Raw genomic sequence first — 25,289 nt, forward strand, 5'->3', positions numbered from 1 at the left:
CATGGGCGGCGCGGCGCTGCTGGCGGCATCCGCGGCGCTGCACGGCGGCGCGGGCCGGGTGCTGGTGGCCCTGCTGGACGGCGGCCACCTGCAACTGGATACGCAGCAGCCCGAGCTGATGCTGCGCCGCTTCGATGCGCTCGATCTGGAGCATCTCACCGTGGTCTGCGGCTGCGGCGGCGGCCAGGCCGTGGGCCGCGTGCTGGCCGATGCCATCGCGCGCTCCGCCCGGCTGGTACTGGACGCCGACGCGCTCAACGCCATCGCCGCCGCCCCCGCCCTGCGCGCGCTGGTGGCTGCGCGCAGCCAGCCCACCGTGCTCACGCCCCACCCGCTGGAGGCCGCGCGGCTGCTGGGCCTGGCCACCGCCCAGGTGCAGGCCGACCGGCTGGGCGCGGCGCAGCAACTGGCCCGGCAGTTCCACTGCGTGGCCGTGCTCAAGGGCTCGGGCACCGTGATCGCCGCACCCCACCGCGTGCCCGCCATCAATCCCACGGGCAATGCGCGGCTGGCCACCGCAGGCACGGGCGATGTGCTCGCGGGGCTGATCGGCGCGCGCCTGGCCGCAGGCGCCAGCGCCCTGCGCGCCGCCCGCGCGGCGGTGTATGCCCACGGGCTGGCGGCGGACGATTGGCCCGAAGGCCAGGCGCTGACCGCGAGCGCGCTGGCCCGCAGTCTGGCGCCTGCGTAGCGCCCCAAAAATATGAATGAAATTAGCCGCTAGCGCTTATCCAGAAAGCGCAAGCAGCTATCAATAAAGTAGCATCAGCCCCGGCGCGGCTTGCGCCCCTTGCCGTGCTTGCCGCTGGCCGCCGCCTTCTTCACTGATGCCTTGAGCGCCTTGATCGGCGAACGCTCGGCGGCGCCGGGCGCCGCGTCCGCCGCCTGGGCGCGTTTGCCACGCCCGCCGCCGGTCTTGCGCGCGGCACCGCCCTCGGCTGCCATGCCCTTGTCCTTGAGCGCCCGCCCCGTCAGCTGCTCGCCCTCGCGCACCAGCCGGAAGTCGATCTTGCGGCCGTCCAGGTCCACGCGGCTCACCTGCACGCGCACGCGCGCGCCAATGGCGTAGCGGATGCCCGTGCGCTCGCCGCGCAGCTCCTGGCGCGCCTCGTCGAACTTGAAGTATTCGCCGCCCAGCTCGGTGATGTGAACCAGCCCTTCGACGTACAGCGCGTCCAGCGTGACGAAGATGCCAAAGCTGGTGGCGGCGCTGACCACGCCGCTGTACTCCTCGCCCAAGTGCTCGCGCATGTACTTGCACTTGAGCCAGGCTTCCACGTCGCGGCTGGCCTCGTCGGCGCGACGCTCGTTGGCGCTGCAGTGCAGGCCCGCGGCTTCCCACGCCTGCACCTCGCGGCTGGGCGGCTTCACGTCCTTGCGCGGCTTCATGCCGGGCGCGGCCACGCGCGATGCCAGCCGCTTGGCCAGCTTGGCGTGGGCCTCGCCCGGCGTGGGCAGCGCGGGCAACCTGTACTGGGTCTTGCCCAGGATGGCCTTGATGACGCGGTGTACCAGCAGGTCCGGGTAGCGCCGGATGGGGCTGGTGAAGTGCGTGTAGGCGTCGAACGCCAGCCCGAAGTGGCCGCTGTTGATGGGCGTGTAGATGGCCTGCTGCATGGAGCGCAGCAGCATGGTGTGGATCTGCTGCGCGTCGGGCCGGTCTTTCGTCGCCTCGGCAATGGCCTGGAACTCCGCAGGCTTGGGGTCGTCGCTGATCGACATGCCCACGGCCATGGCCTTGAGATAGCCGCGCAGGATCTCCTGCTTCTCGGGCGTGGGGCCTTCGTGGACGCGGTACAGGCCGGGCTGGCCGCCCTGGGCGATGAAGTCGGCGCTGCACACGTTGGCGGCAAGCATGGCTTCTTCAATCAGCTTGTGCGCATCGTTGCGGGTGCGCGGCACGATCTTCTCGATGCGGCCGTTCTCGTCGCAGACGATCTGCGTCTCGGTGGTCTCGAAGTCCACCGCGCCGCGCTGCTGGCGCGCCACCAGCAAGGCGCGGTACACGTCGTGCAGGTTGAGCAGGTCCTTCACGCGGTCCTTGCGCTTGCTGGCCTCGGGGCCGCGCGTGTTGGCCAATATCGCCGCCACCTCGGTGTAGGTGAAGCGCGCGTGGCTGAACATCACCGCCGGGTAGAACTGGTAGGCATGCACCTCGCCCTTGGCGGTGACGAGCATGTCGCAGACCATGCACAGGCGCTCCACCTCGGGGTTGAGCGAGCACAGGCCGTTGCTCAGCTTCTCGGGCAGCATGGGGATCACGCGGCGCGGGAAGTACACGCTGGTGGCGCGGTCGTAGGCGTCGATGTCGATGGCGCTGCCCGTCTCCACGTAGTGGCTCACGTCGGCGATCGCCACCAGCAGGCGCCAGCCCTTGCCGCGCCCCACTTTCGCGGGCTCGCAATAGACGGCGTCGTCGAAGTCGCGCGCGTCCTCGCCGTCGATGGTGACGAGCGGCACGTCCGTCAGGTCCACGCGGCGCTTCTTGTCCTGCGCACGCACCTTGTCGGGCAGCGCCTTGGCCTGCGCCAGGCAGGCTTCGGAGAATTCATGCGGCACGCCGTACTTGCGCACGGCGATCTCGATCTCCATGCCGGGGTCGTCCACCTCGCCCAGCACCTCGGTGATGCGGCCCACGGGCTGGCCGAACAGCGCGGGCGGCTCGGTCAACTCGACCACCACGACCTGCCCCGGCTTGGCCGCGCCGGTCGCGCCCTTGGGGATCAGCACGTCCTGGCCGTAGCGCTTGTCCTCGGGGGCGACCAGCCACACGCCGCTTTCCTGCAGCAGGCGGCCGATGATGGGCTGCGGCGGGCGCTCGATGATCTCGACCACACGGCCCTCGGGGCGGCCGCGCCGGTCCTGGCGCACGATGCGCACGCGCACGCGGTCCTTGTGCAGCACGGCACGCATTTCGTTGGGGGGAATGTAGATGTCGCCCTCGCCATCGTCGCGGATGACGAAGCCATGCCCGTCACGGTGCCCCTGCACGCTGCCTTCGATCTCTTGCGACAAGTGCGCAGGCTGCGCGTCGGGGGTGTTTTTTTTGATATACAATTGTGGTCTTTCCTGAAATGCCCAGGTGGCGGAATTGGTAGACGCACTAGTTTCAGGTACTAGCGGGTAACTCCGTGGAGGTTCGAGTCCTCTCCTGGGCACCAAGTTTAACGAGAACCCAAGACGGTTTTCGCAACATTCAAGCCGCTGCAGCCGCAGCGGCTTTTTTCTTTATCCCCCACCCAAATTTCTTCGCGCCGCAGGCCAGGTTGCCCAGCGGTTGGTCTATAATGCGAGGCTTATCTGAAAGCCCAGGTGGCGGAATTGGTAGACGCACTAGTTTCAGGTACTAGCGGGTAACTCCGTGGAGGTTCGAGTCCTCTCCTGGGCACCAAACACCAGCAAAAAAGCCGTTGCAGTCGCAACGGCTTTTTTGCTTTGGGGCGCGCTTGGTTTACTTGCGCAGCAGCACCTTCAGCACGTTCTGCAGGCGGCGCGCATTGGCGGCATCGCTCGCACTGGCCAGCACGCGGGCAGCATCCTGGCCCCAGGTCTGCGCGGGCGCGGGGTCGTTGCGGCGCGTGAGCAATTGCAGTTGCAGCATGCGCCGGGCGGCGATGTGCTCGGCGGGCGTCGGCGTTTCGGCGGCGATCTCCAGGCGCAGCAGCGCCTCGGAGGCGTCGCCCTGCGGCGCGGCGGACAGCGCCTGCACCCAGGCATTGCGCACGGGGGCCGTGACGCGGCCACCCAGTTCCTGCACGCCGGGCACCTGGGCCACATCGCGCTTTTCCCAGGCGGTGAGCAGTTGGGTCAGCGCCTCGCCGTGGGCCTGGGCCGCGAGCTTTTTCAGCGCCAGTTGGGCATGCTCCACGGCCTCGCGCTGGGCACGGAAGGCCGCGTCGCCCAGGCGCGGGCCACGGTCTTCACGCGGCGGGCGGTCGCCGAAGCGGTGGTTGCCGCGCTCTGCGCCCATGCGGCCATCGCGGCGCTCGCCGGGGCGGGCGTTGCGGCCTGGCGCTGCGGGCGCGTCCTTCTTCATGCCGGGGCGGTCATCGCCGCGCACGGCCACGACGGGGCGGGCGGGTTTGGCTGCGGGGGCGCTGGCATCTGCTTCTGAATTGATAGCTGCTTGCGCTTGCCCCGCCTGCGCTGGAGCCTGATTTTGCTTGGATTCCTCGGCCTGCGCCTTGAGCGCGGCTTCGAGTGCCGCCATGGCTTCACGGATCTTCTGCGCGTCGCCCGAGGCGCTGGCGGCATCGAGTGCCTTGGAGGCTTCGAGCACGGCGCGGTCGCGCGCGCTCAGTTCGGTGGCGGCGCGCTCGCGGTCGGTGGACTTGCGGTTGAAAGCCTCGTCGATGGGCTTGCGGAACGCGTCCCACAGCTTCTGCTCGTGCTTGCGGTCCAGCGGCACGGTCTGCGCCTCGGCCTGCCAGCGCTGCTGCAGGGCCTTGACGGCGTCGATGCGCAGCGCGGGCGCGGCGCCCAGCGCCGTGGCCTCGTCGATCATGGCGTGGCGGCGGGCCAGGCTGTCCTTTTGCGCGGCTTCGAGCGGGGCTGCGGCTTCGGCGATGGCCTGCTTCCACAGCGGTTGCAGCTCGGCAAAGAGCTTCTCGCCCACGTGGCCGCCTTCGCGCCAACGGTCGCCGAACTGGTGCAGGGCGCGGTTGACGGCCTTCCAGTCGCCCGAGGCGGCGTGCTCCTGTGCCCACGCCTTGACCTCCTCGATCAGCGCCAGGCGCTGGGCCTTGTTCTCCGCCGCCTCGGTACGGATCTTGTCCAGCCAGGCCTCGACCACCTTGTGCGCGGCGTTGCAGGCTTCGTCGAACTTCTTCCACAGCGCATGGTTGGGCGCGCCGCCCTGGTCGGCCTGCTTCCATTGCTCGCGCAGGGCGCGCAGGGCTTCCTGCATCTTGCGGCCGCCCAGGGACTGGCCCTCGGGGCGGTTGAGCAGCGCCTCGGCCTTGGCGACGAGGTCTTCGCGCACCTGGTCGGCGCTCCAGCGCTGCCAGCCTTCCAGCTCGCCTGCGGCGACCAGGGCGGTATGCACCTGGTGTTCCAGCGCGTTGTCGATGTGCTTGCCGTGTACCTTGAGCACGGCGCGCAGCGCGGCGGCGGCACCGGCGCTGGCCTTGCCGTGGCCTTCGGCGGTTTCCTTCTCCAGGGTGGCGAGGGCTTCGCGCACGGTGTGTACGGCCTTCTCGATCACCTCAGGCGGCACCTTGGGCTTGGCGGCGCGCACGGGCTTGGCCGCTGCAGCGGCCTCAGCGGGCAGACCGCGCGCGGCGCGCAGTTCGTCGGCCCACACGGGCACGGGGGGCAGGGGCGCAGTGGCGTCCTCGGCAGCGGCCACGGTCTGGGCCAGGGCAGCCTGGAAGGCGTCCCACACCACCGCCAGTTGGGTGCGCGAGGACTCCAGCAGCGGCGGAAAGCGCGCGTCCACGCTCGCCCAGCTCGCGTCGCCCGTCAGCGCCTGCGCCTGCTCCTGCCAGCGGCCCACGTCGGCGCGCAGGGTGTCCAGCGCCGCCTGCGCGTCGCGCCAGGGCTTGGTGGACAGCACCTCGATGCGCTGGGCGAGCAGCACGGCGGCCTCGCGCTGCACCTGCACGCGGTGCTGCAGGTCTTCGATGGTCTTCACGCGCTCGGCCACCTGCACCTTGAGCTGCGACAGCGGCTCGCGCGACAGGGGCGCTCCAGCCTTGGCCGCGTCGCGCTGCCAGGCCAGGGCGTCGGCGATGTTGAGCTTGGGCGCGGCCAGCAGCGCCTGGGCTTTCTCGGCCCATTCGGCGGCGATGGCCTCCTGGCCCTTGGCGCGGCGGATCTCGTCCAGGCGCTCGCGCACGGCGCGGGCGGCGCCCTTGTCGCGGGCGCTCAGTTCCTTGAAGACTTCCTGCAGTTGCTCTGGCGCAGGCTGCGTCGCCAGCCAGTCGCGGATGCGGGATGCACGCTCGCCGGACGTGGCAGCCGAGAAGGCGCCGCCGGTCAGCGCATCCAGCGGATGCGGCTCATGGGTCTTGGCCGGGGCCGGGTTCACTTCAGGGGCGTCGGACATTTTGCTGCGGGAAAGAAAAGGAAACATGGGATGGCGGCACGCGCGCCCAGGCGCTGCCGGATGGGGGAAAAGGTCTTTTGTGCGTCTTGTTGCTGAAAGAGCAGGCTCCATTATCCCTGCATGGACAGCAGCCCCGACAAACAAGAAAGCCCGGCGGACAGGACCTTGGGGCCTGCCCACCGGGCTTGACGGCTGACACAACGGTCTTTGCCATCGGGTCGCACTGTGGAGATAGAAGGTCCATTCAGTGCGGGGAAGCAAGGTATTGCCTCCAAGGGTTGCCGTGGAAGCCACATCTGCTGCACCAGCGGCACTGCATGCTTTTGGCGGGAGACTTCGCTTCGTCGGGCGATGCCTGCACGGGGCAGGCGATTGCACCTTACCAAACTCGCCGCCACAGTTCAAACCGGATTCTCAATGGCGCCACCACGGGCGATTGAATTTGACATGGGTCCTGGGCGCGCGCGGTCAGCGCCAGGCGCGTGCCAACGGCAGGCAGCCCCAAAAAGCTGTGATTCCTTACATGTTTTTCATAATTTTATTGTCTCAAGGAAGACATTTTTAGTATTGACTCGGCATTTAGTGAACTCCTAGAATCCGCCAGCCTCAAAACGGGCTAGTAAAAACCCCAACCGCTGCCGACCCCGGCTAAGTCAAACAGGGCACCCAAGCACTCCATAGGACGTGCAGCCCGCTTGATGGCGTACCAATCCAGGCGATGCGCCAAAACAGCCGGTCCCTTCGGACTGCCGCTGCTCCGCGCTGCCTCAGAAAGGAAGAGCTATGACAGCGTCAGGAAAATTGGTCTCCGGCGTACGCACCTTCGCGGCCGACGTGACCGAAGGTTTTCTTGAGATCACCCACAACAGCTTTGCGCTGATCGGCTTGGCCGTGGCGTTCATCGTGATCATGCTCACGGCCCGCCCCGACCTGCGCCAGGCGGGCGAAGAGCAGCTCATGACCTGGCTGCAGGCCCGCCAGGCGCAAGTGCTGGGCATGGCCATCGAGCCGGGCGCCAGCGAGCGCGCCACGGCGAGCAACCCCAAGGACCTGCCCAAGGAGCAGGCCGCCGTGGCCTTCTGGCTCAGCAAGAAGTACCGCGTGGCCCCGGAGCCCCTGGCGGTGCTGGTGGCCGAGGCCTACGACATCGGCGCCCAGGCCAAGATCGACCCGACGCTGATCCTGGCCATCATGGCCATCGAGTCCAGCTTCAACCCCTTCGCGCAAAGCGCCGTGGGCGCCCAGGGACTGATGCAGGTGATGACCCGCGTACACACCGACAAGTACCAGGGCTTCGGCGGCCATTTCGCGGCCTTCGACCCCGTGTCCAACCTGCGCGTGGGCGTGAAGGTGCTGCAGGAATGCATCGCCCGTGCAGGCTCGCTGGAAGGCGGTCTGCGCTTTTACGTGGGCGCGGCCAACCAGGCCGACGACGGGGGCTACGCGGCCAAGGTGCTGGCCGAGCACTTCCGCCTGCGCCAGGTGGCTGGCGGTCGGGCCGTGCCGCTGGCGCCGCCGCCCGTGCTGTCCACCCAGGCCCCGGCCCAGGCCATCCCGGTGGCCGCCCCGCCTGCCACGCCCGCGGCTGCGGCGTCGGACAAGGTGGCCCTGCTCTCCGACCTCTGAATCCTGCCGAACCCGCTACACTAGCGGGGTACGCGACTGGCGATAGGCGCGGCACTTTGCAGGTGCCGCCGCTGACGTGGAAACCGGCAAGGGCCAAGCCCCTTGCGAACCACTGGGAAGCGTGCCGCACGGGCCTTTTCCGCTGCGTTCCGCCGTTCGCCTGGGCAGCCCTTGCTTTAAGGGATACCAACACTCTGGACTGCCAAACCATGTACGACCGCAACATCCTCGTCGAGCAAACCGACCCCGAGCTCTATGCCGCCATCCAGGCCGAGAACGCCCGGCAAGAGCACCACATCGAGCTGATCGCCAGCGAAAACTACGCATCCCCCGCCGTGATGTGGGCGCAGGGCACGCAGCTCACCAACAAGTACGCCGAGGGCTACCCCGGCAAGCGCTACTACGGCGGCTGCGAGCATGTCGATGTGGCCGAGCAGCTCGCCATCGACCGCGTCAAGCAGATCTTCGGCGCGGACGCCGCCAACGTGCAGCCGCACTGTGGCGCATCGGCCAACGAGGCCGTGTTCCTGGCCTTCCTGAAGCCCGGCGACACCATCATGGGCATGAGCCTGGCCGAGGGCGGCCACCTCACGCACGGCATGCCGCTGAACATGTCGGGCAAGTGGTTCAACGTGGTCTCCTACGGCCTGAATGCCAAGGAAGAGATCGACTACGACGCCATGGAAGCCAAGGCGCGCGAGCACCGCCCCAAGCTGATCGTGGCCGGTGCCTCGGCCTACAGCCTGCACATCGACTTTGCCCGCTTCGCCAGGGTTGCCAAGGAAATCGGCGCGATCTTCATGGTGGACATGGCCCACTATGCGGGCCTGATCGCCGCAGGCGTCTATCCCAACCCCGTGCCGCACGCCGACGTGGTCACGTCCACCACGCACAAGAGCCTGCGCGGCCCGCGCGGCGGCATCATCCTGATGAAGGCCGAGCACGAGAAGGCCATCAACAGCGCCATCTTCCCCGGCCTGCAGGGCGGCCCGCTGATGCACGTGATCGCGGCCAAGGCCGTGGCCTTCAAGGAAGCGCTGCAGCCCGAGTTCAAGGCCTACCAGGAACAGGTGGTCAAGAACGCCAAGGTGGTGGCCGAGACGCTGACGCAGCGCGGCCTGCGCATCGTCTCCGGCGGCACGCAAAGCCACGTGATGCTGGTGGACCTGCGCGCCAAGGGCATTACCGGCAAGGAAGCCGAGGCCGTGCTGGGCCAGGCCCACATGACCATCAACAAGAACGCGATCCCCAACGACCCCGAGAAGCCCATGGTGACGAGCGGCGTGCGCATCGGCACCCCCGCCATGACCACGCGCGGCTTCAAGGAAGAAGAGGCACGCGCCACGGCCCACCTGATCGCCGACGTGCTGGACAACCCGCGCGACGAGGCCAACATCGCCGCCGTGCGCGAGAAGGTCCACGCGCTGACCAGCCGCTTCCCGGTCTATCGCTGACTTTGTAGTGCGCCATGAAGTGCCCGTTCTGCAGCCACCCCGAGACGCAGGTCGTCGAGACCCGCGTGTCCGAGGACGGGGACTTCATCCGCCGCCGCCGCCAGTGCGGCGCGTGCGACAAGCGCTTCACCACCTACGAGCGGCCGGAAGTGAGCTTCCCGGCCATCGTGAAGAAGGACGGGCGGCGCATCGACTACGACCGCAACAAGCTGCTCGGCTCGTTCAACCTGGCGCTGCGCAAGCGGCCCGTGAGCACCACGCAGATCGACAGCGCCATCGAGCGCATCGAGGAAAAGCTGCTCAACCTGGGCCAGCGCGAGGTGAACTCCAGCCGCATCGGCGAGCTGGTGATGCGCGAGTTGAAAAAGCTCGACAAAGTGGCCTACATCCGCTTCGCCAGCGTCTATCGCAGCTTCGAGGACATCGACGACTTTCGCGCCATGGTCGATGAGGTGCGCAAGTAGCGGTCGCTCTTCTCAGGCTTCAAGCCTTTTTGGCCTCTAGCGCTTGATACATAAGCACAAGTAGCTATATATTTTATAGCAATTGACCGCCCCGCCGCCAGCGTACACGGCGCCGTTGGCCGACAATACGTGCAGTGAAAGCCCGCCATTTCCTGCAGCTCGTGCTGCTGTCCGCCCTGTGGGGCGCTTCCTTCCTTTTCATCCGCGTCGCCAGCCCCGTGCTAGGGCCCAACGTGATGGCCGCGCTGCGCATCGGCCTGGCCACGCTCACGCTGGCCGCCATCATGCACGTGGCGGGCGAACCCTGGCCCTGGCGGCACTGGCGCGAGCTGTTCGGGCTGGGCACGCTGACCGTCGCCCTGCCCTTTTTGCTCTATGCCTGGGCCGCGCTGCATCTGCCTGCGGGCTACAGCTCGCTGCTCAACACCATGGCAGTACCCTTTGGTGTGCTGGCCGCCGCGTGGATGAAGGAAGACACACTGAGCCTGCGCAAGTGGCTGGGCTGCCTTTGCGGCTTCGCGGGTGTGGCGCTGATCGTGCAACTGGGCCCCGTGGAGCCCACGCCCGCGCTGCTGACGGCGGCGCTGGCCTGCGTCACGGCCTCGGCCTGCTACGGCGTCTCCACCACCTGGATGAAGCGCGCCACCACGCGCATGTCGCCGCTGTCCATCGCTGCGGGCATCCATGCCGCCGCGCTGGTGCTGCTGCTGCCCGGCGCGGCGTGGAGCTTTCCCCAAGCCCGGTTCACGCCGCTGGCGCTGGCCGCTGTGGCGGTCATGGGCGTGGTGACCTCGGGGCTGGCCTACTGGCTCAACCTGCGGGTGCTCGCCCAGGTGTCGCCGGTGGCGGCCATGAGCTCGGCCTTCATGATCCCGCTGTTCGGCGTGGCCTGGGGCCACGTGTTCCTGGGCGAGTCGCTGGGCCCCGGCATGCTGTGGGGCGGCGCGCTGGTGCTGGTGGCCACGGCGCTGGTCACGGGCTTCAACCCGCTGCGCTGGTTGGCGGTGCTGCGCCCGCGGCCTTAGAACGATCTTAAAGAAACGACGCCTGGATGGGCGGCACCGCCTGCACCACGTCGCCGCACTGCGCGCGGTGGCGCAGGGCGTGGTCCATGAGCACCAGCGCCAGCAGCGCCTCGGCAATGGGCGCGGCACGGATGCCCACGCAAGGGTCGTGGCGGCCCTTGGTGATGACCTCGGTGCTGTTGCCGTGGATGTCGATGGACTCGCGCGGGCTGATGATGGAACTGGTGGGCTTGATGGCGATGCTCACCTCGATGTCCTGCCCCGAGCTGATGCCGCCCAGGATGCCGCCCGCGTTGTTGCTGGCAAAGCCCCGGGGCGTGAGCGAATCGCCGTGCGTGGTGCCGCGCTGCGCCACGCTGTCGAAACCCGCACCGATCTCCACGGCCTTGACGGCGTTCAGGCCCATCATCACGTGGGCGATGTCGGCGTCGAGCTTGTCGTACAGCGGCTCGCCCAGGCCCACGTGTACGCCCGTGGCCTGCACGCGGATGCGCGCGCCGCAGGAGTCGCCGGACTTGCGCAGGGCGTCCATGTAGTCCTCGAACGCCTGCACGTCAGCCACGGGGGCGAAGAAGGGGTTGTTCGGCACGTGCTCCCAGCTCTCGAACGGGATGGGCAGCTCGCCGATCTGCGTCATGCAGGCGCGCAGCTCGGTGCCGTATTTCTCGCGCAGCCACTTCCTGGCGACGGCGCCCGCCGCCACCGTGGGCGCGGTCAGCCGCGCCGACGAGCGCCCGCCGCCGCGCGGGTCGCGCACGCCGTACTTGTGCCAGTAGGTGTAGTCGGCATGGCCGGGGCGGAAGCTCTGCGCGATGTTGCTGTAGTCCTTGCTGCGCTGGTCCTGGTTGCGGATCAGCAGGGCAATGGGCGTGCCGGTGGTCTTGCCCTCATAGACGCCCGAGAGAATTTCCACCGCATCTGGCTCGTTGCGCTGGGTGACGTGGCGGCTGGTGCCGGGGCGGCGGCGGTCCAGGTCGGCCTGGATGTCGGCCTCGGCCAAGGCCATGCCGGGCGGGCAGCCGTCGATCACGCAGCCGATGGCCGGGCCGTGGGATTCACCGAAGTTGGTGACGCAGAAAAGGGTGCCTAGGGTGTTGCCGCTCATGGGCGGCGATTATCGCAGGCCGTTTTTCAGCCTCCGGAGGCTTCCTCCGGCCAGTCGCGGATGTAGGCCTTGAGCATCTTGTTCTCGAAGTTCTGGCTGTCCACCACGGCCTTGGCCACGTCATAGAAGCTGATCACGCCCATGAGCATGCGGCGGTCCATCACCGGCATGTAGCGCGCGTGGCGGTCGAGCATCATGCGGCGCACCTCGTCCATGTCGGTCTCCAGCGTGCAGGTCAGCGGCGCGGCGTCCATGGCGGAGCGCACGTTCAGCGTGCCCACGCTGCCGCCGTTCTTCATCAGTGCCTGGATCACCTCGCGGAAGGTGAGCATGCCCACCAGTTCGCCGCGCTCCATGACCACCAGCGAGCCGATGTCGTGCTCGGACATCACACCCACGGCCTGCGCCAGCGGCTCGTCCGGCGTGACGGTATAGAGGGTGTTGCCTTTGACGCGAAGGATGTCGCTGACTTTCATGGGTGGGGTCTCCTGGGGCCTTGTCGAATGAAAATGAATATAGCCCACAATCTTCGGCTGTACCGAGAACCCTGGAGACACCGCCATGCCCGGCTATTCCGACCCCGGCTTCGACACGCTGGCCCTGCACGCGGGCGCGGCCCCTGACCCCGCCACCGGCGCGCGCGCCACGCCGATCCACCTGACGACCTCGTTCGTGTTCGAGTCCAGCGACCACGCGGCCTCGCTGTTCAACCTGGAGCGCGGCGGCCACGTCTATAGCCGCATCAGCAACCCCACCACCGCCGTGCTGGAGCAGCGCGTGGCGGCGCTGGAGGGCGGCGTGGGCGCCATCGCCACCGCCAGCGGCCAGGCGGCGCTGCACCTGTCCATCGCCACGCTGATGGGCGCGGGCAGCCACATCGTCGCCAGCACGGCGCTGTATGGCGGCTCGCAGAACCTGCTGCACTACACGCTCTCGCGCTTCGGCATCGCAACCACCTTCGTCAAGCCCGGCGACATCGACGGCTGGCGCGCGGCGATACGGTCCAATACCAAGCTGCTGTTTGGCGAGACGGTAGGCAACCCGGGCCTGGACGTGCTGGACATTCCCACCGTTGCCGCCATAGCGCACGAGGCAGGCGTGCCGCTGCTGGTGGACTCCACCCTCACCTCGCCGTGGCTGATGAAGCCGCTGGAACTGGGGGCCGACCTGGTCTATCACTCGGCCACCAAGTTCCTGTCGGGCCACGGCACGGTGATCGGCGGCGTGGTGGTGGACGGCGGCAGCTTCGACTGGGAGGCATCGGGCAAGTTCGCCGAGCTGACGCAGCCCTACGACGGCTTTCACAGCATGGTGTTCACCGAGGAAAGCTCCGTGGGCGCCTTCCTGCTGCGCGCGCGCCGCGAAGGGCTGCGCGACTTCGGCGCGTGCATGAGCCCGCACACCGCGTGGCTCATCCTGCAAGGCATCGAGACGCTGCCGCTGCGCATGGAGCGGCACATGCGCAACACGCAGAAGGTGGTGGAATTTTTGGCCGCGCAGCCCTTCGTGGCGCGCGTGGGCCACCCCCTGCTCGAATCGCACCCCAGCCACCAGCTTGCGCAAAAGCTGCTGCCGCGCGGCGCGGGGTCAGTGTTCAGCTTCGACCTGAAAGGCAGCCGCGCGCAGGGCCGGAAGTTCATCGAGACGCTCAAGGTCTTCAGCCACCTCGCCAACGTGGGCGACTGCCGCAGCCTGGTCATCCACCCCGCTTCGACCACGCACTTTCGCATGACCGACGAGGCGCTGGCAGGCGCGGGCATCACGCAAGGCACGATCCGCCTGTCCATCGGCCTCGAAGACGCGGACGACCTGATCGACGACCTCCAGCGCGCGCTCAAGGCGGCGGAAAAGGCAGGAGCCTGACCATGCTTCTCCAAGTCCACGGCGCCGCCACCTACTGCTACACCGGCGGCAAGCCCTTCGACGCTGCCCGGCCCACCGTCGTCTTCATCCACGGCGTACTCAACGACCACAGCGTGTGGGCGCTGCAAAGCCGCTACATGGCCCACCACGGCTGGAACGTGCTCGCCATCGACCTGCCCGGCCACTGCAGGAGCGGCGGCGACGCACCCGCCAGCGTCGAGCAGGGCGCGGACTTCATCGCCGCGCTGCTCGATGCAGCGGGCGTGCAGCGCGCGGCGCTGGTGGGGCACAGCTGGGGCTCGCTGATCGCCATGGAGGCGGCAGCGCGGCTGAAAGACCGCGTGAGCCACCTGGTGCTGGTGGGCACGGCCTGGCCCATGAAGGTGTCGCCCGCGCTCATCGAGGCATCGCAAAACGACCCCGAGAAAGCGCTGCACATGGTGAACGTGTTCTCGCGCAGCACGCTGGCCCCGCCGCCCTCGGCCCTGGGGCCAGGTACCTGGGTCTATGGCGCCAGCATGGCGCTGGGCCGCAAGGTGCTGCGCAGCAACCCTGCGGTCAACGTGTTCCACCGGGGCTTCGTGGCCTGCGACAGCTATGCGGGCGGCGAGGCCGCCATGGCGCAGATCACCTGCCCCGTGCTGTTCGCGCTGGGCGCGCGGGACCAGATGACATCGCCCAAGGCGGCACAGGGCCTGATCAACGCGGCGCGCGCGGCGGGTAAAACGGTGCAGGTCGCCCACCTGCCCGTGGGCCACAATCAGATGACCGAAGCGCCCGAGGAGACGCTGCTTGCGTTGCACGGGTTTCTGAGCCAATGACCACGCACCTGGAGCTTTACCAACTGGCCGCCCGCCACGGGCTCGACCGCCCCGCCACGCAGCGGCTCATCGCGCTGGGCGGCTTTGACGCCGAGCCCCCGGCCCTGCGCACCGGGTTCTGGCGCGCCGTGGCCGTGGCCGCCGCCGCGCTGGGCGGACTGGGCATGGTGCTGTGGATAGCGGCCAACTGGGAGGTGATGGGCCGCATGCTGCGCTTTGCCCTGCTCCAGGGCTTCGTGCTCGCCATGTGCCTGGGAGCGGCCTGGAGCCGCCGCGCCCGGGCGCCGCTGGGCCTGCTGGCGCTGGTGGGCATTGGCGGGCTGCTGGCCTACTTCGGTCAGACCTACCAGACGGGGGCCGACCCCTGGCAGCTTTTTGCGCTTTGGGCCGCCCTGGCCCTGCCACTGGCCCTGGCGGCACGCAGCGACGTGCTGTGGCTGCCCTGGCTGCTGGTGGCCTACACCGGACTGGCGCTGTGGACGCAGGCGCACACAGGGCACACCTGGCGTGTGCAGCGGCAGGACTTGGCCATCCACGCCGCCGCGATGGTCGGCATGTTGCTGCTGTGGCTGCTGGTGTCGCCCCTGCTGCGGCGCTGGACAGGCGCGGGCACCTGGGCGCTGCGTGGCGCAGCCGTCGTGGGCACGGGCTTCGTGACCATGACGGCAGGCATGGGGCTGTTCGACACGCCCGACGCCCCGCAATACGTCCTGGGGCTGGCGGTGCTGGCCCTGAGTACGGTGCTGGCCGCGCGGCAGGCGTGGTTTGACGTGTTCGTGCTCAGCGCCTGCGCGCTGGGGCTGAATGTGTTGGTGGTCTGCGGCCTGGCCCACGGGCTCTTGCGCGGAACGGGCGATCTGGTGGGCGAGTTGCTGTTCATCGGGCTGCTGGCCGCTGGCCTGGTGGCGTTGTCTGTGCAGGGCGTACTGCGCCTGTCGCGCCGGGGAGGATGGTGATATGACCCACCCCGTGGAACAAGCCATAGCCCAGGGCCTGCTGCCGCCCGAGGCCCGGCAAAGCGCCGACGCGGGCCGCCCCTGGCCCGTGGTGCTGCTCACGGCGCTGGGCGCCTGGCTGGCGGCCATTCCGCTGTTGGCGGTTTGCGCCTTCGCGCTGGACAGCTTCATTGTCGAAGGCGCAGGGACCTATGTGTTCGGCGTGGCCGTACTCGCTGGCGCGGTGGCGCTGCTGCGCACCGAAAGGCTGCCGGTTTTCGTCGAGCAGTGCGCCATGCCCCTGCTGCTCGTCGGTGCCGGGCTGCTGGCCTGGGGCTGCACGCGCGACTTGGGCGAGCACGCCGCATCTGCCGTGCTGATGGCAGTGGCGCTGGCGCTGGGCCTGGCGGTGCCGCAAGCGTGGCTGCGCACACTGCTCGGAGCCGCCGCCGCGCTGCTGGCGGTGTACCAGCCGATGCGCCTGGACGTGGCCGTGCTCGTGCTGACGCTCGCGTGGCTGGGCCTGCTGGCCTGGCACAAGCTGGCAGCCAGCGCCCGGGCCGCCGCCATCGGAGAAAGCCTGGGCACGGGCTGGATCGCGGGCACGCTGGTGCTGACGGCACTGGCATCGGGCCCCACCTTTCTGCTGCCCTCCACGGATCTGGTACATGAAATCATGCCGCACACCCGGGCCTTGCCCACGCTGTGGCCGCTGCGCCTGGTTTCGCTGCTGTGTGCGCTGGCAGCCTTCTGGCTGCTGCACCACGCCTGGCCCACGCTGCGCGACATGCGCGTGATACCCGTGGCCCTGGTGGCCGAAGTGTTGTGCATCGTGCAACCGCTGCTGGGCACCACGCTGCTGGTGCTGGCCGTAGCCGCCACCACGCGGCGCTGGCGCATTGCCGCACTGGCGGCCTGCGTGGCGGCATGGCTGGCAGGCAATTTCTACTACCTGCTGGCATGGCCGCTGGCTACCAAGGCGATGCTGCTGGCCGGTGCGGGCGCGGCGCTGGGCGCGCTGGCCTGGACTGCGCTGCGCGGTGGCGCGCGGCAGACGAACGCCACGCACACGCCAGCGCTGCGCTGGGCACCGGTGCTGGCGGTGCTCACGGCGGTGGCGACGCTGGCGGTGGTGAACGTCGCCATCCGAGAAAAGGAACGCACCATCGCCGAAGGCCGCAAGGTGTTCGTGGCGCTGGCACCGGTGGATCCGCGCTCGCTCATGCAGGGCGACTACATGCAGTTGGAGTTCCTGGACCTGCGCAATCTCGACGCCGAGGTGCTGCACGCCGCCCCGCCCTCGGGTGCGCGCCCCGCTGTCATCGCCCGCCTGGACGCACGTGGCGTGGCCACCCTGGTGCGCGTCGTGCCGCCGGACGATGCCACGCCGCTGTTGCAAAACGAGCTGCGCATTCCCCTCACCCCGCGCGATGGCCGCTGGATGCTGGTGACCGACGCCTGGTACTTCCGCGAGGGCGATGGCGAGCGCTGGGAGGCCGCACGGTTTGGCGAGTTCCGCATCACGCCCGATGGCACCGCCCTGCTGGTGGGCATGGCGGACAAGCAGCTTCGGCCCATTACCCCGTAATCTCGCCGTAAACTGTTTCACACAACGACAGGAGACAGCCCCATGGACACCACCGCCGCCCCCGCCAGCACCGACCCCCGCCAGTTCAAGTCCTTCGCGGAGTTCTACCCCTTCTACCTGAGCGAGCACAGCAACCGCACCTGCCGCCGTCTGCACTTCGTGGGCAGCACGCTGGCGTTGGCCTGCTTCGCCATGCTCATCGCCACGGGCAAGCCGCAGTATTTGCTGTACGGGCTGCTGTGCGGCTATGGCTTTGCCTGGGTGGGGCACTTCGGGTTCGAGAAGAACAAGCCCGCGAGCTTCAAGCGCCCGCTGTACAGCTTCATGGGCGACTGGGTGATGTACAAGGACATCTGGACGGGCAAGATCAAGTTTTAAGCCAAATCGGCCTCCAGCGCTTATCCAGCAAGCGCTAGCAGCTATCTATTCAGTAGCATTCGCATCACCGCGCAGCACGTCCGCCAGGTGCAGCCCGGCCAGCCCGGCGCGGTGCCACAGCGGCTCCAGGCTGTCCGTGCGTTGCAGCAGCAGGCGCTGCACCAGGGGCTCCAGCGGGGTGTTGTGCGGGTCGGCCAGCAGCACGTAGCGCGGCTCGGGCACGTCGGATGCGCCCTGCGCCGCGTCGGCGACCTGGCCCACCCAATCGAGCGCGGTCAGCGCTTCCAGCACGGGCTGCAGTTGCAGCACGTCCACGCGCAGAAGTTGCGCGATCTGGCTGGGCCGCAGGCCCTTCATGACGTGGCGGCGGGCGCGGTGCAGCTCTTGCAGCACTTCCACCGCCAGTTGAAAAGTCCAGCCCGCCACCGTGCCGCGCCGCGCCACCCCGGCCAGCAGGCTGGGCAGGTAGGCCGTGACCACCGCGCCCAGCAGCACGATGACCCAGGCCACGTAGATCCAGACGAGCAGAATCGGCAGCGTGGCGAAGGCCCCATAGACCACCGAGTAGGTCGGCACTTTGCCCAGGTACAGCGCCAGCGCCTTCTTGGCCAGTTCGATGCACACCGCCACGAAGACGCCGCCCGTCCACGCATGGCGCCACTTGACCGGCGTGTTGGGCACGTAGTGGTAGAGGGCCGCCATGCCGCCCGCCAGCACCACGAACTGGATCGAGTCGAACAACAGTTGCAGGCCCGTCGGCAGCCGCTTGACCATGCCGCCCGAGGCTGACATCACGTACGACGTGAAGGCCAGGCTCGCGCCCAGCAGCAGCGGCCCCAGCGTGATCGCCGCCCAGTAGATCAGCACGCGCTGCCCCAGGGGCCGCAGGCGCTGCACGCGCCAGATGCCGTTGAGCGTGCGGTCGATGGTGAGGATGAGCGCCAGCGCCGTCGCCAGCAAAATGGAAAAGCCCGCCACGCCCAGCCCGCTGGCCTTGGCCGCGAACTGGCTCAGGTAGCCCAGCACCTGGCGCGAGATGCTGTCGGGCACGAGGCTGCTCACCAGCCAGCCCTGCAGCGCATCTTGCAGCTTGCCGAAGATGGGGAAGGCCGTGAACACCGCCAGCGCCACGGTGAAGAACGGCACCAGCGCCAGGATGGTGGTGAAGGTGAGGCTGCTGGCCGTGAGCCCCAGGTGGTCCTCGCGGAAGCGCTCGCGCAGGGTCTGGGCAGTTGTCTTCCAGGGGAAGTTCGACAGCTCGCCCAGCAGCTCCTCGCCGCGCTGCACCACTGTCTGTAAGGTCAAGGACATGGCCGATATGATGCCACCCCGATGCACGCGCCCCACCCTACCCCCGACCCCGCCGTCGCCGCCACCCGCTGGCTCGCCACGGGCAGCCTGATCGCCCTCGTCGTGCTGTGCCTGGCCTGGGAGCTGGCCCTGGCGCCCGTGCGGCCCGGCGGCTCGTGGCTGGCGCTCAAGGCCCTGCCGCTGTGCATTCCGCTGGCGGGCATCCTGAAGAACCGCATGTACACCTACCGCTGGGTCAGCCTGGTGATATGGCTGTATTTCACCGAAGGCGTGGTGCGCGGCTGGGGCGACAAGCCGCCCTCGCAATGGCTGGCCTGGGGCGAGATAGCGCTGTGCCTGCTGCTGTTCACCGCCTGCACCCTGCACGTGCGCCTGCGCCAGCGCAATGCAAAGAAATGAAACACCCCCTGAGGCCCTTCGGGCCTTCCCCCCGCTCTCGCATGGCTGCGCCCTGCGGGCAGCGGGACGCAGCCAGCGCGGCGGGGCGGCCCTTGCGCGGCGGCCCTCGCTCAGGCCGCGCCGGTTTCATCGGCTGCTGAACAACTGACGTAGATGCAATCCGAACCATGACCACACTCATCGACACCCTGCGCGCCATCGTCGGCAATGCCCACGTCATCACCGAAGGCGACCTGACCGCCTGGGAGCAGGACTGGCGTAAGCGCGTGCGCGGCAAGGCCCTGGCCGTGGTGCGGCCCGGCAGCACACAGGAGGTGGCCGCCGTGGTGAAAGCCTGCGCGGCAGCGGGCAGCGCCATCGTGCCGCAGGGCGGCAACACCGGCCTGGCCGTGGGCTCCACGCCCGACGCATCGGGCACGCAGGTGGTGTTGAGCCTCACGCGCATGAACGCCGTGCGCGGCATCGACACCGACAACCTGACCATGACCGTGGAGGCCGGCTGCATCCTGCAGAACCTGCAGGACGCGGCGCAGAACGCGGGCGTGCTGTTCCCCCTGTCGCTCGCGGCCGAGGGCAGCTGCACCATCGGCGGCAACCTGGGCACCAACGCGGGCGGCACGCAGGTGGTGCGCTACGGCAACGCACGCGACCTGTGCCTGGGCCTGGAAGTGGTCACGCCCCAGGGCGAGGTGTGGGACGGCCTGAAAGGGCTGCGCAAGGACAACACCGGCTACGACCTGCGCGACCTGTTCATCGGCAGCGAGGGCACGCTGGGCATCATCACCGCCGCGACGATGAAGCTCTACCCCCAGCCCGCCGCGAACCTGACGGCCTGGGCCGCAGTGCCGTCCATGGAGCACGCCGTGGCGCTGCTGGGCCTGGCGCACAAGCACCTGGGCGCGGGGCTGACGGGCTTCGAGGTGATGGGCCAGTTCGCGCTGAGCCTGGTGGGCAAGCACATGCCACAACTGCGCGTGCCCTTTCTGGGCGACGAGAACACGCCGTGGTGTGTTTTGCTCGAAAACTCCGACAGCGAGTCCGAGGAGCACGCCCGCGCGCGCTTCGAGGCGCTGCTGGAGACCGCCTTCGAGGCAGGCTGCGTGACCGACGCCGTGGTGGCCGAGAACCTCACGCAGGCGCACCAGCTCTGGCACATCCGCGAAAGCATCCCGCTCGCGCAGGCCGAGGAAGGGCTGAACATCAAGCACGACATCTCGGTGCAGATCTCGCGCATCCCCGCCTTCGTGGCGCACACCGACGCGGTGCTGCAGCGCGAGATTCCGGGCGTGCGCCTGGTCAACTTCGGCCACCTGGGCGACGGCAACCTGCACTACAACGTGCAGGCCCCCGCCGAGGGCGACGCCAAGGCCTTCCTGCGCGACCACGAAAGCCACGTGAACCACCTCGTCTATGAAGCCGTGGCCGCGTTCGGCGGCTCGTTCTCGGCCGAGCATGGCATCGGCGAGCTGAAGGCCGACAAGCTGCAAAAGTACCAGTCGCCCGTGGCGCTGTCGATGATGCGCGCCATCAAGCAGGCGCTGGACCCGCAGGGGATCATGAACCCGGGGCGGGTTCTTTCGCTATAAGAACAACAAGAGCGGCCAGCGCTTACCCAGCAAGCGCTGGAGCCCTATTTCGTCATCAAGCCACGGCGCGCGCCGACCACACGCTGTCCGCCGCTCCGCTGCGCACGCGCCGCGCCGTCACCCGCGCCATCCACGCGAAGCACAGCGCGCCAATGAGGGCCGTCGCGTCCACCCCCAGCGCCTGCGCGCTCGTGTGTGCCCACAGGCCCGTGGACGGCGCCAGCCAGGCCAGCAGCGTGGTCAGCGGGATCGCCAGCGTGGCGGCGGCGCACAGCCACAGCAGTTCCACCGCCGCCCGCGCCGCGCCGCGCGCGAAGGCCCAGGCGGTGGCGGCGAAGAACACGGCGAAATAGACGTACTGGTGCCAGGCATTCAGGTCCGCCACGTGCCCGTGCAGCCACTTGGCGGCCACGATGGTGGCCGAGAGCCCGGCCACGCAGCCCAGGCACACGCCCACGGTGCCGGCCGCCAGCCAGTACGTGTCGCGCCGCTGCGTGGGCAACTCGTCACCAGCCTTGCGCTGCGCCTTGCGCCGCGTTTCCACCCACAGCAGGTTGCCGCCGTAGAACAGCCATGCGCCCGCCAGGCCGAGCAGGAAGTAGCTCCAGCGCACCACGGCCCCGCCGTACTGGCCGAAGTGCAGGCCCGCCAGCGTCATGGTGGTGCGCCACCAGGGCTCCTGTTGCGAGGGGCGCAGCGTGTCGTTGACGACCTCGCCGGTGACGGCGCTGAGGATTACGGCGCCGTAGCGGTTCTCCATGACGTAGCCGGGCTCGCGGCCCGTAAAGCGCACCACGGCGGCCTTGTCGCCCGCCTTTTGATACGTCATGGCCTCGGGCTCGAAGCCGGGGGCCTGCGCCCGCACCCGCTCCAGCAGTTGCCCGGGCGCCAGCATGGGCGCGGCCTCGCCCGTGGCCTGGGGCTGGCGGAACTGCGCCTGAAAGCGCTGCATGGTGGCCCGGTGCTTGTCGCCGTAGATGAGCGCGCCCTGCGCGCCGAACAGCAGCGCGCCCAGGCTGAAGGCCACGCTGGTGGTGGCGATGACGATGTGGAACGGCAGGCCGGTGATGCCGACGACGTTGTGCGCATCGAGCCACATGCGCTTGAGGTTCTTGCCGACCCGCAGCGCGAAGAAGTCCTTGACCAGCGAGGGCAGCAGCACGATCACGCCGGAGACGAGGGCCACGCCGTACAGCAGCGAGACGATGCCCATGAAGCTCGCCCCCCACCGCCCCGGGATGCCGACGCGCATGTGGATCTCGTCGATGAACATGCCCAACTCCGACGGCTCCTCCTGCCGCGCCACCAGCGCGCCATCGGGCGCGAGCGCGGCCCACCAGTGTTCGTGCTCATGCTCGTGGTCGGGGTCGCTTTCGTCGTGGGGCAGCTCCACTTCCCAGGTGACGCGCGCGGGCAGGTCCTCGCGCGACGCCAGGTGCAGGGTGAAACCGTGCTCGCGCACCTCGGGGTGGGCGGCGAGCAGCTTGTCGATGAGCGCGGGCGTGGCGTCCAGCGGCGTCTGCGCCACGCCGGGCGCGGGCGGCGAGGCCCAGCGCGCGATGGGCTCCATGAACATGGTCAGCGCCCCGGCGTAGAAGGCGATGAACAGCGCGAAGCCGCAGGTGATGCCCGTCCAGGTGTGGACGGTCTTGTAGATCTTGACGATGGGTGCGGGGATCATGCAAAGAGCCAGAAGCGGCAGGCAAAGAGCAGCCCGAAGGCGATCAGGTTGGCGCCGCCCAGCCACAGCCACGCGGCCAGCCCGCTGCGGAACAGGTAGCACAGGCTGAAGACACCGATCCAGGCGAAGGGCATCAGAAAGCGCAGCGTGGTGAAGCGCCCGTCCGGCGCGGTGATGCCGCCCGGCCCGAGGTAGGCGAGCAGGCCGACCAGCGCCATCGACAGGCCGAAGCCCAGCAGGACTCCGGCGCTGGTCTTGGCCCACCAGTCCGGGCGAATGTCGCGTGCCGCCATGTCAGCCTCTTTTCTTCTTCAATACCGCGATGTAGGGAAAGGCGAACAGGCAGGCCATGGCCACGTGCAGCGCCACGAAGAAGCCCGCCAGCGGCTGCAGCGCCGTGGCCCAGAGCCAGAGCCCCCCGGCCAGCAGAACGCCACCCAGCGCCAGGAACGGCGCCGTGGGCAGCGGCTGCGCGCGCCAGCGCTGGTTGGGGCTGACGAGATACAGGCACACGCAGGCCAGGACAGTAAGCGCCAATGCGGCAAGATTCATGTTGTTAATCAAAAATGATAGCTGCCAGCGCTTATTGTATAAGCGCTGGAGGCCGATTTGATCAGAAATCCACCGTCAGCGATGCCGACACCGTGCGCGGCGCGCCGATGGTGGCGATGGCGTAGCCCTCGCGGAAGATGCCGGAGTAGTAGCTGCGGTTGGCCACGTTGCTCACGTTCAGGCGCAGCACGGCGTTCTTGCCGTACAGGCGCGTGGCGTAGCGCGCGCCCACGTCGGCCACGGCCCAGCCGGGGATCTTGAGGGTGTGCGCATTGGTCAGCCACTGGCTGGAGGTGGCCAGCACGCGGCCCGTGAGCGTCAGCCCCGGCACGCCGGGCACGTCCCATTCCGCGCCCAGGTTGGCCTGCCAGCGCGGCGATCCGACGGCCTCGTAGCCGTCGAGCGTGCCGCCCGCCGTCTTGGTCTGGATGCTTTGCGCATAGACCACGCCGCCGAGCACGCGCACGCCGCGCGCAAGCTCTCCAAAACTGTTCCATTCCAGCCCGCGCACACGCTTTTCGCCGCCGTCGGTGGCGTCATAGCCGCTGCCCGATGCGAAGCTGATCAGCTCCGGCTTGGTGATCTGATAGAAGGCCAGGGTATGGGTGAACGTGCCCGCGTTCCACTTGACGCCGATCTCCGCCTGCTCGGTCTTGTAGGGCGCAAAGGCGTAGTTGCGGATGTAGCCGCTGGTGGTGCTGATGCTCGCGCCCTGGCTCAGGCCCTGCACGTAGCTGGCGTAGAGCGACACGTTCGGCCCCCAGGGCTTGAACACCGCGCCCAGCGCGGGCGTGACCACGCTCTTGTCATAGGCCACTTCGCCGCCCTGCGATAGGCCGTCGGCGGTGGGGGCGACCTTGTAGCGCTGGTGGCGCAGGCCCGCCGTCAGCTTCAGCCGGTCGTCCAGCAGCGAGAACGTGTCCACCAGCGCCAGGCTGTCGAAGGTCTTGTCCGACCACTTGGATGCCGCGCCGGGCAGGTCGGGCATGGCGACGTAGGCCGGGCTGTACATGTTGGTGATGCCGCTGTTGGAGTTGGCGGCGTAGCCGTAGTCCATCTGCAGGCGCGATGCCTGCAGCGTCAGCTCGTGGCCGACGCCGCCGGTGCGGAAGTTGAAGCGCAGTCCCGCCTCGGCATTCACGTTGTGCTCGTACATGCGCTGGCCGGCCAGGGACACCCCGCCCGTACCGTCAGCCCCCGCAACGACCACCCACGAGCCGGTGTACAGGCCCGCCACCGTGCCGTGGCGCACGCCGATGCCGCCGTAGGCCGTGACGGTGTCGTTGAAGCGGTATTCGGCACGGGCGATGGCGGCGGCGTTCTCCGCCGTGCCGTAGGCGGCGGGGAACTGGTTCAGGCTGGCGTCGGGCGCTTCAAGCACGCCCAGCGCGGCATTGCGGAAGAAAAAGCCTGCAGGCGTGCCGCCGGAGAATTTCTCCTTGCTGTAGTAGGCGTCGAGCGAGACCTTGAGGCCGTCGCTGCGGTAGTCGAGCGCGCCCGACAGGAACTGGCGCTGCTTGGACTGGCCGTCCAGCGTGGTGTCGCCGTCGGAGAACGAACCGTTCAGGCGCAGCCCGACGGCGTTGTCCGGGCCGAAGCGGCGGCCCAGGTCAAAGCGCGCGCCGAGCTGGCTCTTGCCGATGTAGTCCAGCGACACGCGGTTGAGCGGCTCCTCGCCCGCGCGCTTGGGCACCAGGTTGACCGTGCCGCCCAGCGCACCCGCCGGGGCCATGCCGACGAACAGCGCGCTCGGGCCGCGCAGCAGCTCGACGCGCTCGAACATCTCCACCGGCGTGTGGCCGTAGGGCGCCATGCCGTACATGCCGTCGATGGTCATCTCGTTCTGGTTGACGCCGAAGTTGCGGATGCGGAAGTTCTCGAACGGATGCCCGTCCGACGTGGAAAACCGCACCGAGGCATCGTTGCGCAGCACGTCGGCCACGCTGCGCGCGCCCTGGTCCTCGATGGTCTGCGCCGTGTAGCTGGTGACGGTGAACGGCGTGTCCATCACATCCGCGTTGCCCGCCAGGCCCATGCGCGCGCCCTTGGCCACCTGGCCGCCCGCGTAGGCGGTGGGCAGGTCGCCCGCACCCTCGGCCTGGGCCGTGACGGTGACCTGTGCCAGCACCGGGGCGCCGCCGCTGGGGGCGGCAGTGGCAGCGGCGGGCGCGGCAGGCGCTGCCGCCGTGCGCAGCGTGTAGCCGCCGCCCGTGGTGGCCAGCAGCTCCAGGCCCGAACCGGCCAGCGCGCGGCGCAGGGCCTCGGGCGCCTCGAAGCGGCCCTGCACCGGCGCGCTGCTGCGGCCCGCGACGAGTTGCGCGTCCACGGTCAGCGGCAGCCCGGCCTCGCGCGCGATGCGGTTGAGCGTAGGCGCCAGCGGGCCGGCGGGCAGGTCGTAGTCGCGCTGGGCAGCCGCCGCGCTGGCCGGTTCCGGCCTGGAGCTGCTGGCCACCAC

The 25,289-nt window shown here is 68.9% G+C and carries 21 protein-coding genes, 2 tRNA genes and 1 riboswitch; of the genes, 14 read left to right on the forward strand and 9 right to left on the reverse strand.

The features are described from left to right. The coding region (locus QM569_RS06790; RefSeq protein ID WP_414986469.1) for an NAD(P)H-hydrate dehydratase at positions 1-691 on the forward strand (691 nt) is incomplete at its 5' end. 74 nt (positions 692-765) lie between these two features. Here the strand turns inward: QM569_RS06790 and rnr are convergent. Beyond that, on the reverse strand, positions 766-3,057 hold the full coding sequence (gene rnr / locus QM569_RS06795) for a ribonuclease R (RefSeq protein WP_414986470.1): 2,292 nt from the start codon (positions 3,055-3,057) through the stop codon (positions 766-768). Positions 3,058-3,076: 19 nt separating this feature from the next. Between rnr and QM569_RS06800 the strand changes: the two genes are divergently transcribed. Both QM569_RS06800 and QM569_RS06805 read left to right on the forward strand, forming a co-directional pair. After that, positions 3,077-3,161 (forward strand) — tRNA-Leu (locus QM569_RS06800). 145 nt (positions 3,162-3,306) lie between these two features. Beyond that, a tRNA-Leu gene (locus QM569_RS06805) sits at positions 3,307-3,391 on the forward strand. 60 nt (positions 3,392-3,451) lie between these two features. Here the strand turns inward: QM569_RS06805 and QM569_RS06810 are convergent. Continuing rightward, positions 3,452-6,073, reverse strand: coding sequence for a DUF349 domain-containing protein (locus QM569_RS06810; RefSeq protein WP_414986471.1), 2,622 nt, complete (start codon positions 6,071-6,073; stop codon positions 3,452-3,454). A gap of 756 nt (positions 6,074-6,829) precedes the next feature. Here QM569_RS06810 and QM569_RS06815 point away from each other — a divergent pair. The 4 genes from QM569_RS06815 to QM569_RS06830 all read left to right on the forward strand — a co-directional run bounded on the left by QM569_RS06815 (position 6,830) and on the right by QM569_RS06830 (position 10,615). Beyond that, positions 6,830-7,672 carry a transglycosylase SLT domain-containing protein gene (locus QM569_RS06815; protein ID WP_414986472.1) on the forward strand — a complete coding sequence of 281 codons (843 nt, stop codon included), beginning with the start codon at positions 6,830-6,832 and terminating at the stop codon, positions 7,670-7,672. A 22-nt stretch (positions 7,673-7,694) separates the two neighbouring features. After that, positions 7,695-7,845: riboswitch (ZMP/ZTP riboswitch) on the forward strand. A 36-nt stretch (positions 7,846-7,881) separates the two neighbouring features. Next, complete coding sequence (glyA, locus tag QM569_RS06820) at positions 7,882-9,126, forward strand: serine hydroxymethyltransferase (RefSeq protein WP_414986473.1); 1,245 nt, start codon at positions 7,882-7,884, stop codon at positions 9,124-9,126. Between the two features lie 14 nt (positions 9,127-9,140). After that, positions 9,141-9,590: a transcriptional regulator NrdR gene (gene nrdR / locus QM569_RS06825; RefSeq protein WP_414986474.1), complete on the forward strand. Its 450-nt coding sequence runs from the start codon at positions 9,141-9,143 to the stop codon at positions 9,588-9,590. A gap of 125 nt (positions 9,591-9,715) precedes the next feature. Beyond that, positions 9,716-10,615, forward strand: coding sequence for a DMT family transporter (locus QM569_RS06830; protein ID WP_414986489.1), 900 nt, complete (start codon positions 9,716-9,718; stop codon positions 10,613-10,615). 7 nt (positions 10,616-10,622) lie between these two features. On the opposite strand, the gene aroC is transcribed toward QM569_RS06830, so the two are convergent. Together aroC and QM569_RS06840 are read right to left on the reverse strand one after the other, a co-directional pair. Then, the gene (gene aroC, locus QM569_RS06835) at positions 10,623-11,720 is read right to left on the reverse strand and encodes a chorismate synthase (RefSeq protein ID WP_414986475.1); all 1,098 of its coding nucleotides are present in this window, start codon (positions 11,718-11,720) and stop codon (positions 10,623-10,625) included. A gap of 26 nt (positions 11,721-11,746) precedes the next feature. Then, on the reverse strand, positions 11,747-12,196 hold the full coding sequence (locus QM569_RS06840; protein ID WP_414986476.1) for a CBS domain-containing protein: 450 nt from the start codon (positions 12,194-12,196) through the stop codon (positions 11,747-11,749). Between the two features lie 85 nt (positions 12,197-12,281). Between QM569_RS06840 and QM569_RS06845 the strand changes: the two genes are divergently transcribed. Genes QM569_RS06845 through QM569_RS06865 form a run of 5 tightly spaced genes read left to right on the forward strand, consistent with a single transcriptional unit; the run spans position 12,282 to position 17,305 of the window. Continuing rightward, positions 12,282-13,583 carry an O-acetylhomoserine aminocarboxypropyltransferase gene (locus QM569_RS06845; protein ID WP_414986477.1) on the forward strand — a complete coding sequence of 434 codons (1,302 nt, stop codon included), beginning with the start codon at positions 12,282-12,284 and terminating at the stop codon, positions 13,581-13,583. Positions 13,584-13,585: 2 nt separating this feature from the next. After that, positions 13,586-14,404, forward strand: coding sequence for an alpha/beta fold hydrolase (locus QM569_RS06850; protein ID WP_414986478.1), 819 nt, complete (start codon positions 13,586-13,588; stop codon positions 14,402-14,404). Next, positions 14,401-15,360, forward strand: coding sequence for a DUF2157 domain-containing protein (locus QM569_RS06855; RefSeq protein WP_414986479.1), 960 nt, complete (start codon positions 14,401-14,403; stop codon positions 15,358-15,360). Before QM569_RS06850 ends, QM569_RS06855 begins: the two co-directional genes overlap by 4 nt. A gap of 1 nt (position 15,361) precedes the next feature. Next, on the forward strand, positions 15,362-16,927 hold the full coding sequence (locus QM569_RS06860) for a GDYXXLXY domain-containing protein (protein WP_414986480.1): 1,566 nt from the start codon (positions 15,362-15,364) through the stop codon (positions 16,925-16,927). A gap of 42 nt (positions 16,928-16,969) precedes the next feature. Then, positions 16,970-17,305 (forward strand): Mpo1-like protein, encoded by a 336-nt coding sequence (locus QM569_RS06865; protein WP_414986481.1) that lies wholly within the window; start codon positions 16,970-16,972, stop codon positions 17,303-17,305. A gap of 45 nt (positions 17,306-17,350) precedes the next feature. Here QM569_RS06865 and QM569_RS06870 read toward each other — a convergent pair whose 3' ends face one another. After that, positions 17,351-18,616, reverse strand: a complete 1,266-nt coding sequence (locus tag QM569_RS06870) for a YihY family inner membrane protein (protein WP_414986482.1) — start codon at positions 18,614-18,616, stop codon at positions 17,351-17,353. Between the two features lie 21 nt (positions 18,617-18,637). Between QM569_RS06870 and QM569_RS06875 the strand changes: the two genes are divergently transcribed. After that, positions 18,638-19,015, forward strand: a complete 378-nt coding sequence (locus QM569_RS06875) for a DUF2069 domain-containing protein (protein WP_414986483.1) — start codon at positions 18,638-18,640, stop codon at positions 19,013-19,015. Between the two features lie 167 nt (positions 19,016-19,182). Further along, positions 19,183-20,601, forward strand: a complete 1,419-nt coding sequence (locus QM569_RS06880; protein WP_414986484.1) for an FAD-binding oxidoreductase — start codon at positions 19,183-19,185, stop codon at positions 20,599-20,601. 55 nt (positions 20,602-20,656) lie between these two features. On the opposite strand, the gene QM569_RS06885 is transcribed toward QM569_RS06880, so the two are convergent. From QM569_RS06885 to QM569_RS06900, 4 genes are all read right to left on the reverse strand, one after another. Continuing rightward, positions 20,657-22,282 (reverse strand): PepSY-associated TM helix domain-containing protein, encoded by a 1,626-nt coding sequence (locus QM569_RS06885; protein ID WP_414986485.1) that lies wholly within the window; start codon positions 22,280-22,282, stop codon positions 20,657-20,659. Further along, positions 22,279-22,575: a hypothetical protein gene (locus tag QM569_RS06890; RefSeq protein ID WP_414986486.1), complete on the reverse strand. Its 297-nt coding sequence runs from the start codon at positions 22,573-22,575 to the stop codon at positions 22,279-22,281. Before QM569_RS06890 ends, QM569_RS06885 begins: the two co-directional genes overlap by 4 nt. A 1-nt stretch (position 22,576) precedes the next feature. After that, on the reverse strand, positions 22,577-22,834 hold the full coding sequence (locus QM569_RS06895) for a hypothetical protein (protein ID WP_414986487.1): 258 nt from the start codon (positions 22,832-22,834) through the stop codon (positions 22,577-22,579). Positions 22,835-22,895: 61 nt separating this feature from the next. After that, on the reverse strand, positions 22,896-25,289 hold a 2,394-nt coding region (locus QM569_RS06900), incomplete at its 5' end, for a TonB-dependent siderophore receptor (RefSeq protein ID WP_414986488.1).

Source organism: Acidovorax sp. (assembly GCF_047607405.1).
GTDB lineage: Bacteria > Pseudomonadota > Gammaproteobacteria > Burkholderiales > Burkholderiaceae_C > Acidovorax.

Excerpts from the sequence above, each read along its gene's own strand:
- QM569_RS06810 (WP_414986471.1), bottom strand. The coding sequence starts at position 6,073 with ATGTTTCCTTTTCTTTCCCGCAGCAAAATGTCCGACGCCCCTGAAGTG.
- QM569_RS06815 (WP_414986472.1), top strand. The coding sequence starts at position 6,830 with ATGACAGCGTCAGGAAAATTGGTCTCCGGCGTACGCACCTTCGCGGCC.
- glyA (WP_414986473.1), top strand. The coding sequence starts at position 7,882 with ATGTACGACCGCAACATCCTCGTCGAGCAAACCGACCCCGAGCTCTAT.
- nrdR (WP_414986474.1), top strand. The coding sequence starts at position 9,141 with ATGAAGTGCCCGTTCTGCAGCCACCCCGAGACGCAGGTCGTCGAGACC.
- aroC (WP_414986475.1), bottom strand. The coding sequence starts at position 11,720 with ATGAGCGGCAACACCCTAGGCACCCTTTTCTGCGTCACCAACTTCGGT.
- QM569_RS06840 (WP_414986476.1), bottom strand. The coding sequence starts at position 12,196 with ATGAAAGTCAGCGACATCCTTCGCGTCAAAGGCAACACCCTCTATACC.
- QM569_RS06845 (WP_414986477.1), top strand. The coding sequence starts at position 12,282 with ATGCCCGGCTATTCCGACCCCGGCTTCGACACGCTGGCCCTGCACGCG.
- QM569_RS06850 (WP_414986478.1), top strand. The coding sequence starts at position 13,586 with ATGCTTCTCCAAGTCCACGGCGCCGCCACCTACTGCTACACCGGCGGC.
- QM569_RS06855 (WP_414986479.1), top strand. The coding sequence starts at position 14,401 with ATGACCACGCACCTGGAGCTTTACCAACTGGCCGCCCGCCACGGGCTC.
- QM569_RS06860 (WP_414986480.1), top strand. The coding sequence starts at position 15,362 with ATGACCCACCCCGTGGAACAAGCCATAGCCCAGGGCCTGCTGCCGCCC.
- QM569_RS06865 (WP_414986481.1), top strand. The coding sequence starts at position 16,970 with ATGGACACCACCGCCGCCCCCGCCAGCACCGACCCCCGCCAGTTCAAG.
- QM569_RS06870 (WP_414986482.1), bottom strand. The coding sequence starts at position 18,616 with ATGTCCTTGACCTTACAGACAGTGGTGCAGCGCGGCGAGGAGCTGCTG.
- QM569_RS06875 (WP_414986483.1), top strand. The coding sequence starts at position 18,638 with ATGCACGCGCCCCACCCTACCCCCGACCCCGCCGTCGCCGCCACCCGC.
- QM569_RS06880 (WP_414986484.1), top strand. The coding sequence starts at position 19,183 with ATGACCACACTCATCGACACCCTGCGCGCCATCGTCGGCAATGCCCAC.
- QM569_RS06885 (WP_414986485.1), bottom strand. The coding sequence starts at position 22,282 with ATGATCCCCGCACCCATCGTCAAGATCTACAAGACCGTCCACACCTGG.
- QM569_RS06890 (WP_414986486.1), bottom strand. The coding sequence starts at position 22,575 with ATGGCGGCACGCGACATTCGCCCGGACTGGTGGGCCAAGACCAGCGCC.
- QM569_RS06895 (WP_414986487.1), bottom strand. The coding sequence starts at position 22,834 with ATGAATCTTGCCGCATTGGCGCTTACTGTCCTGGCCTGCGTGTGCCTG.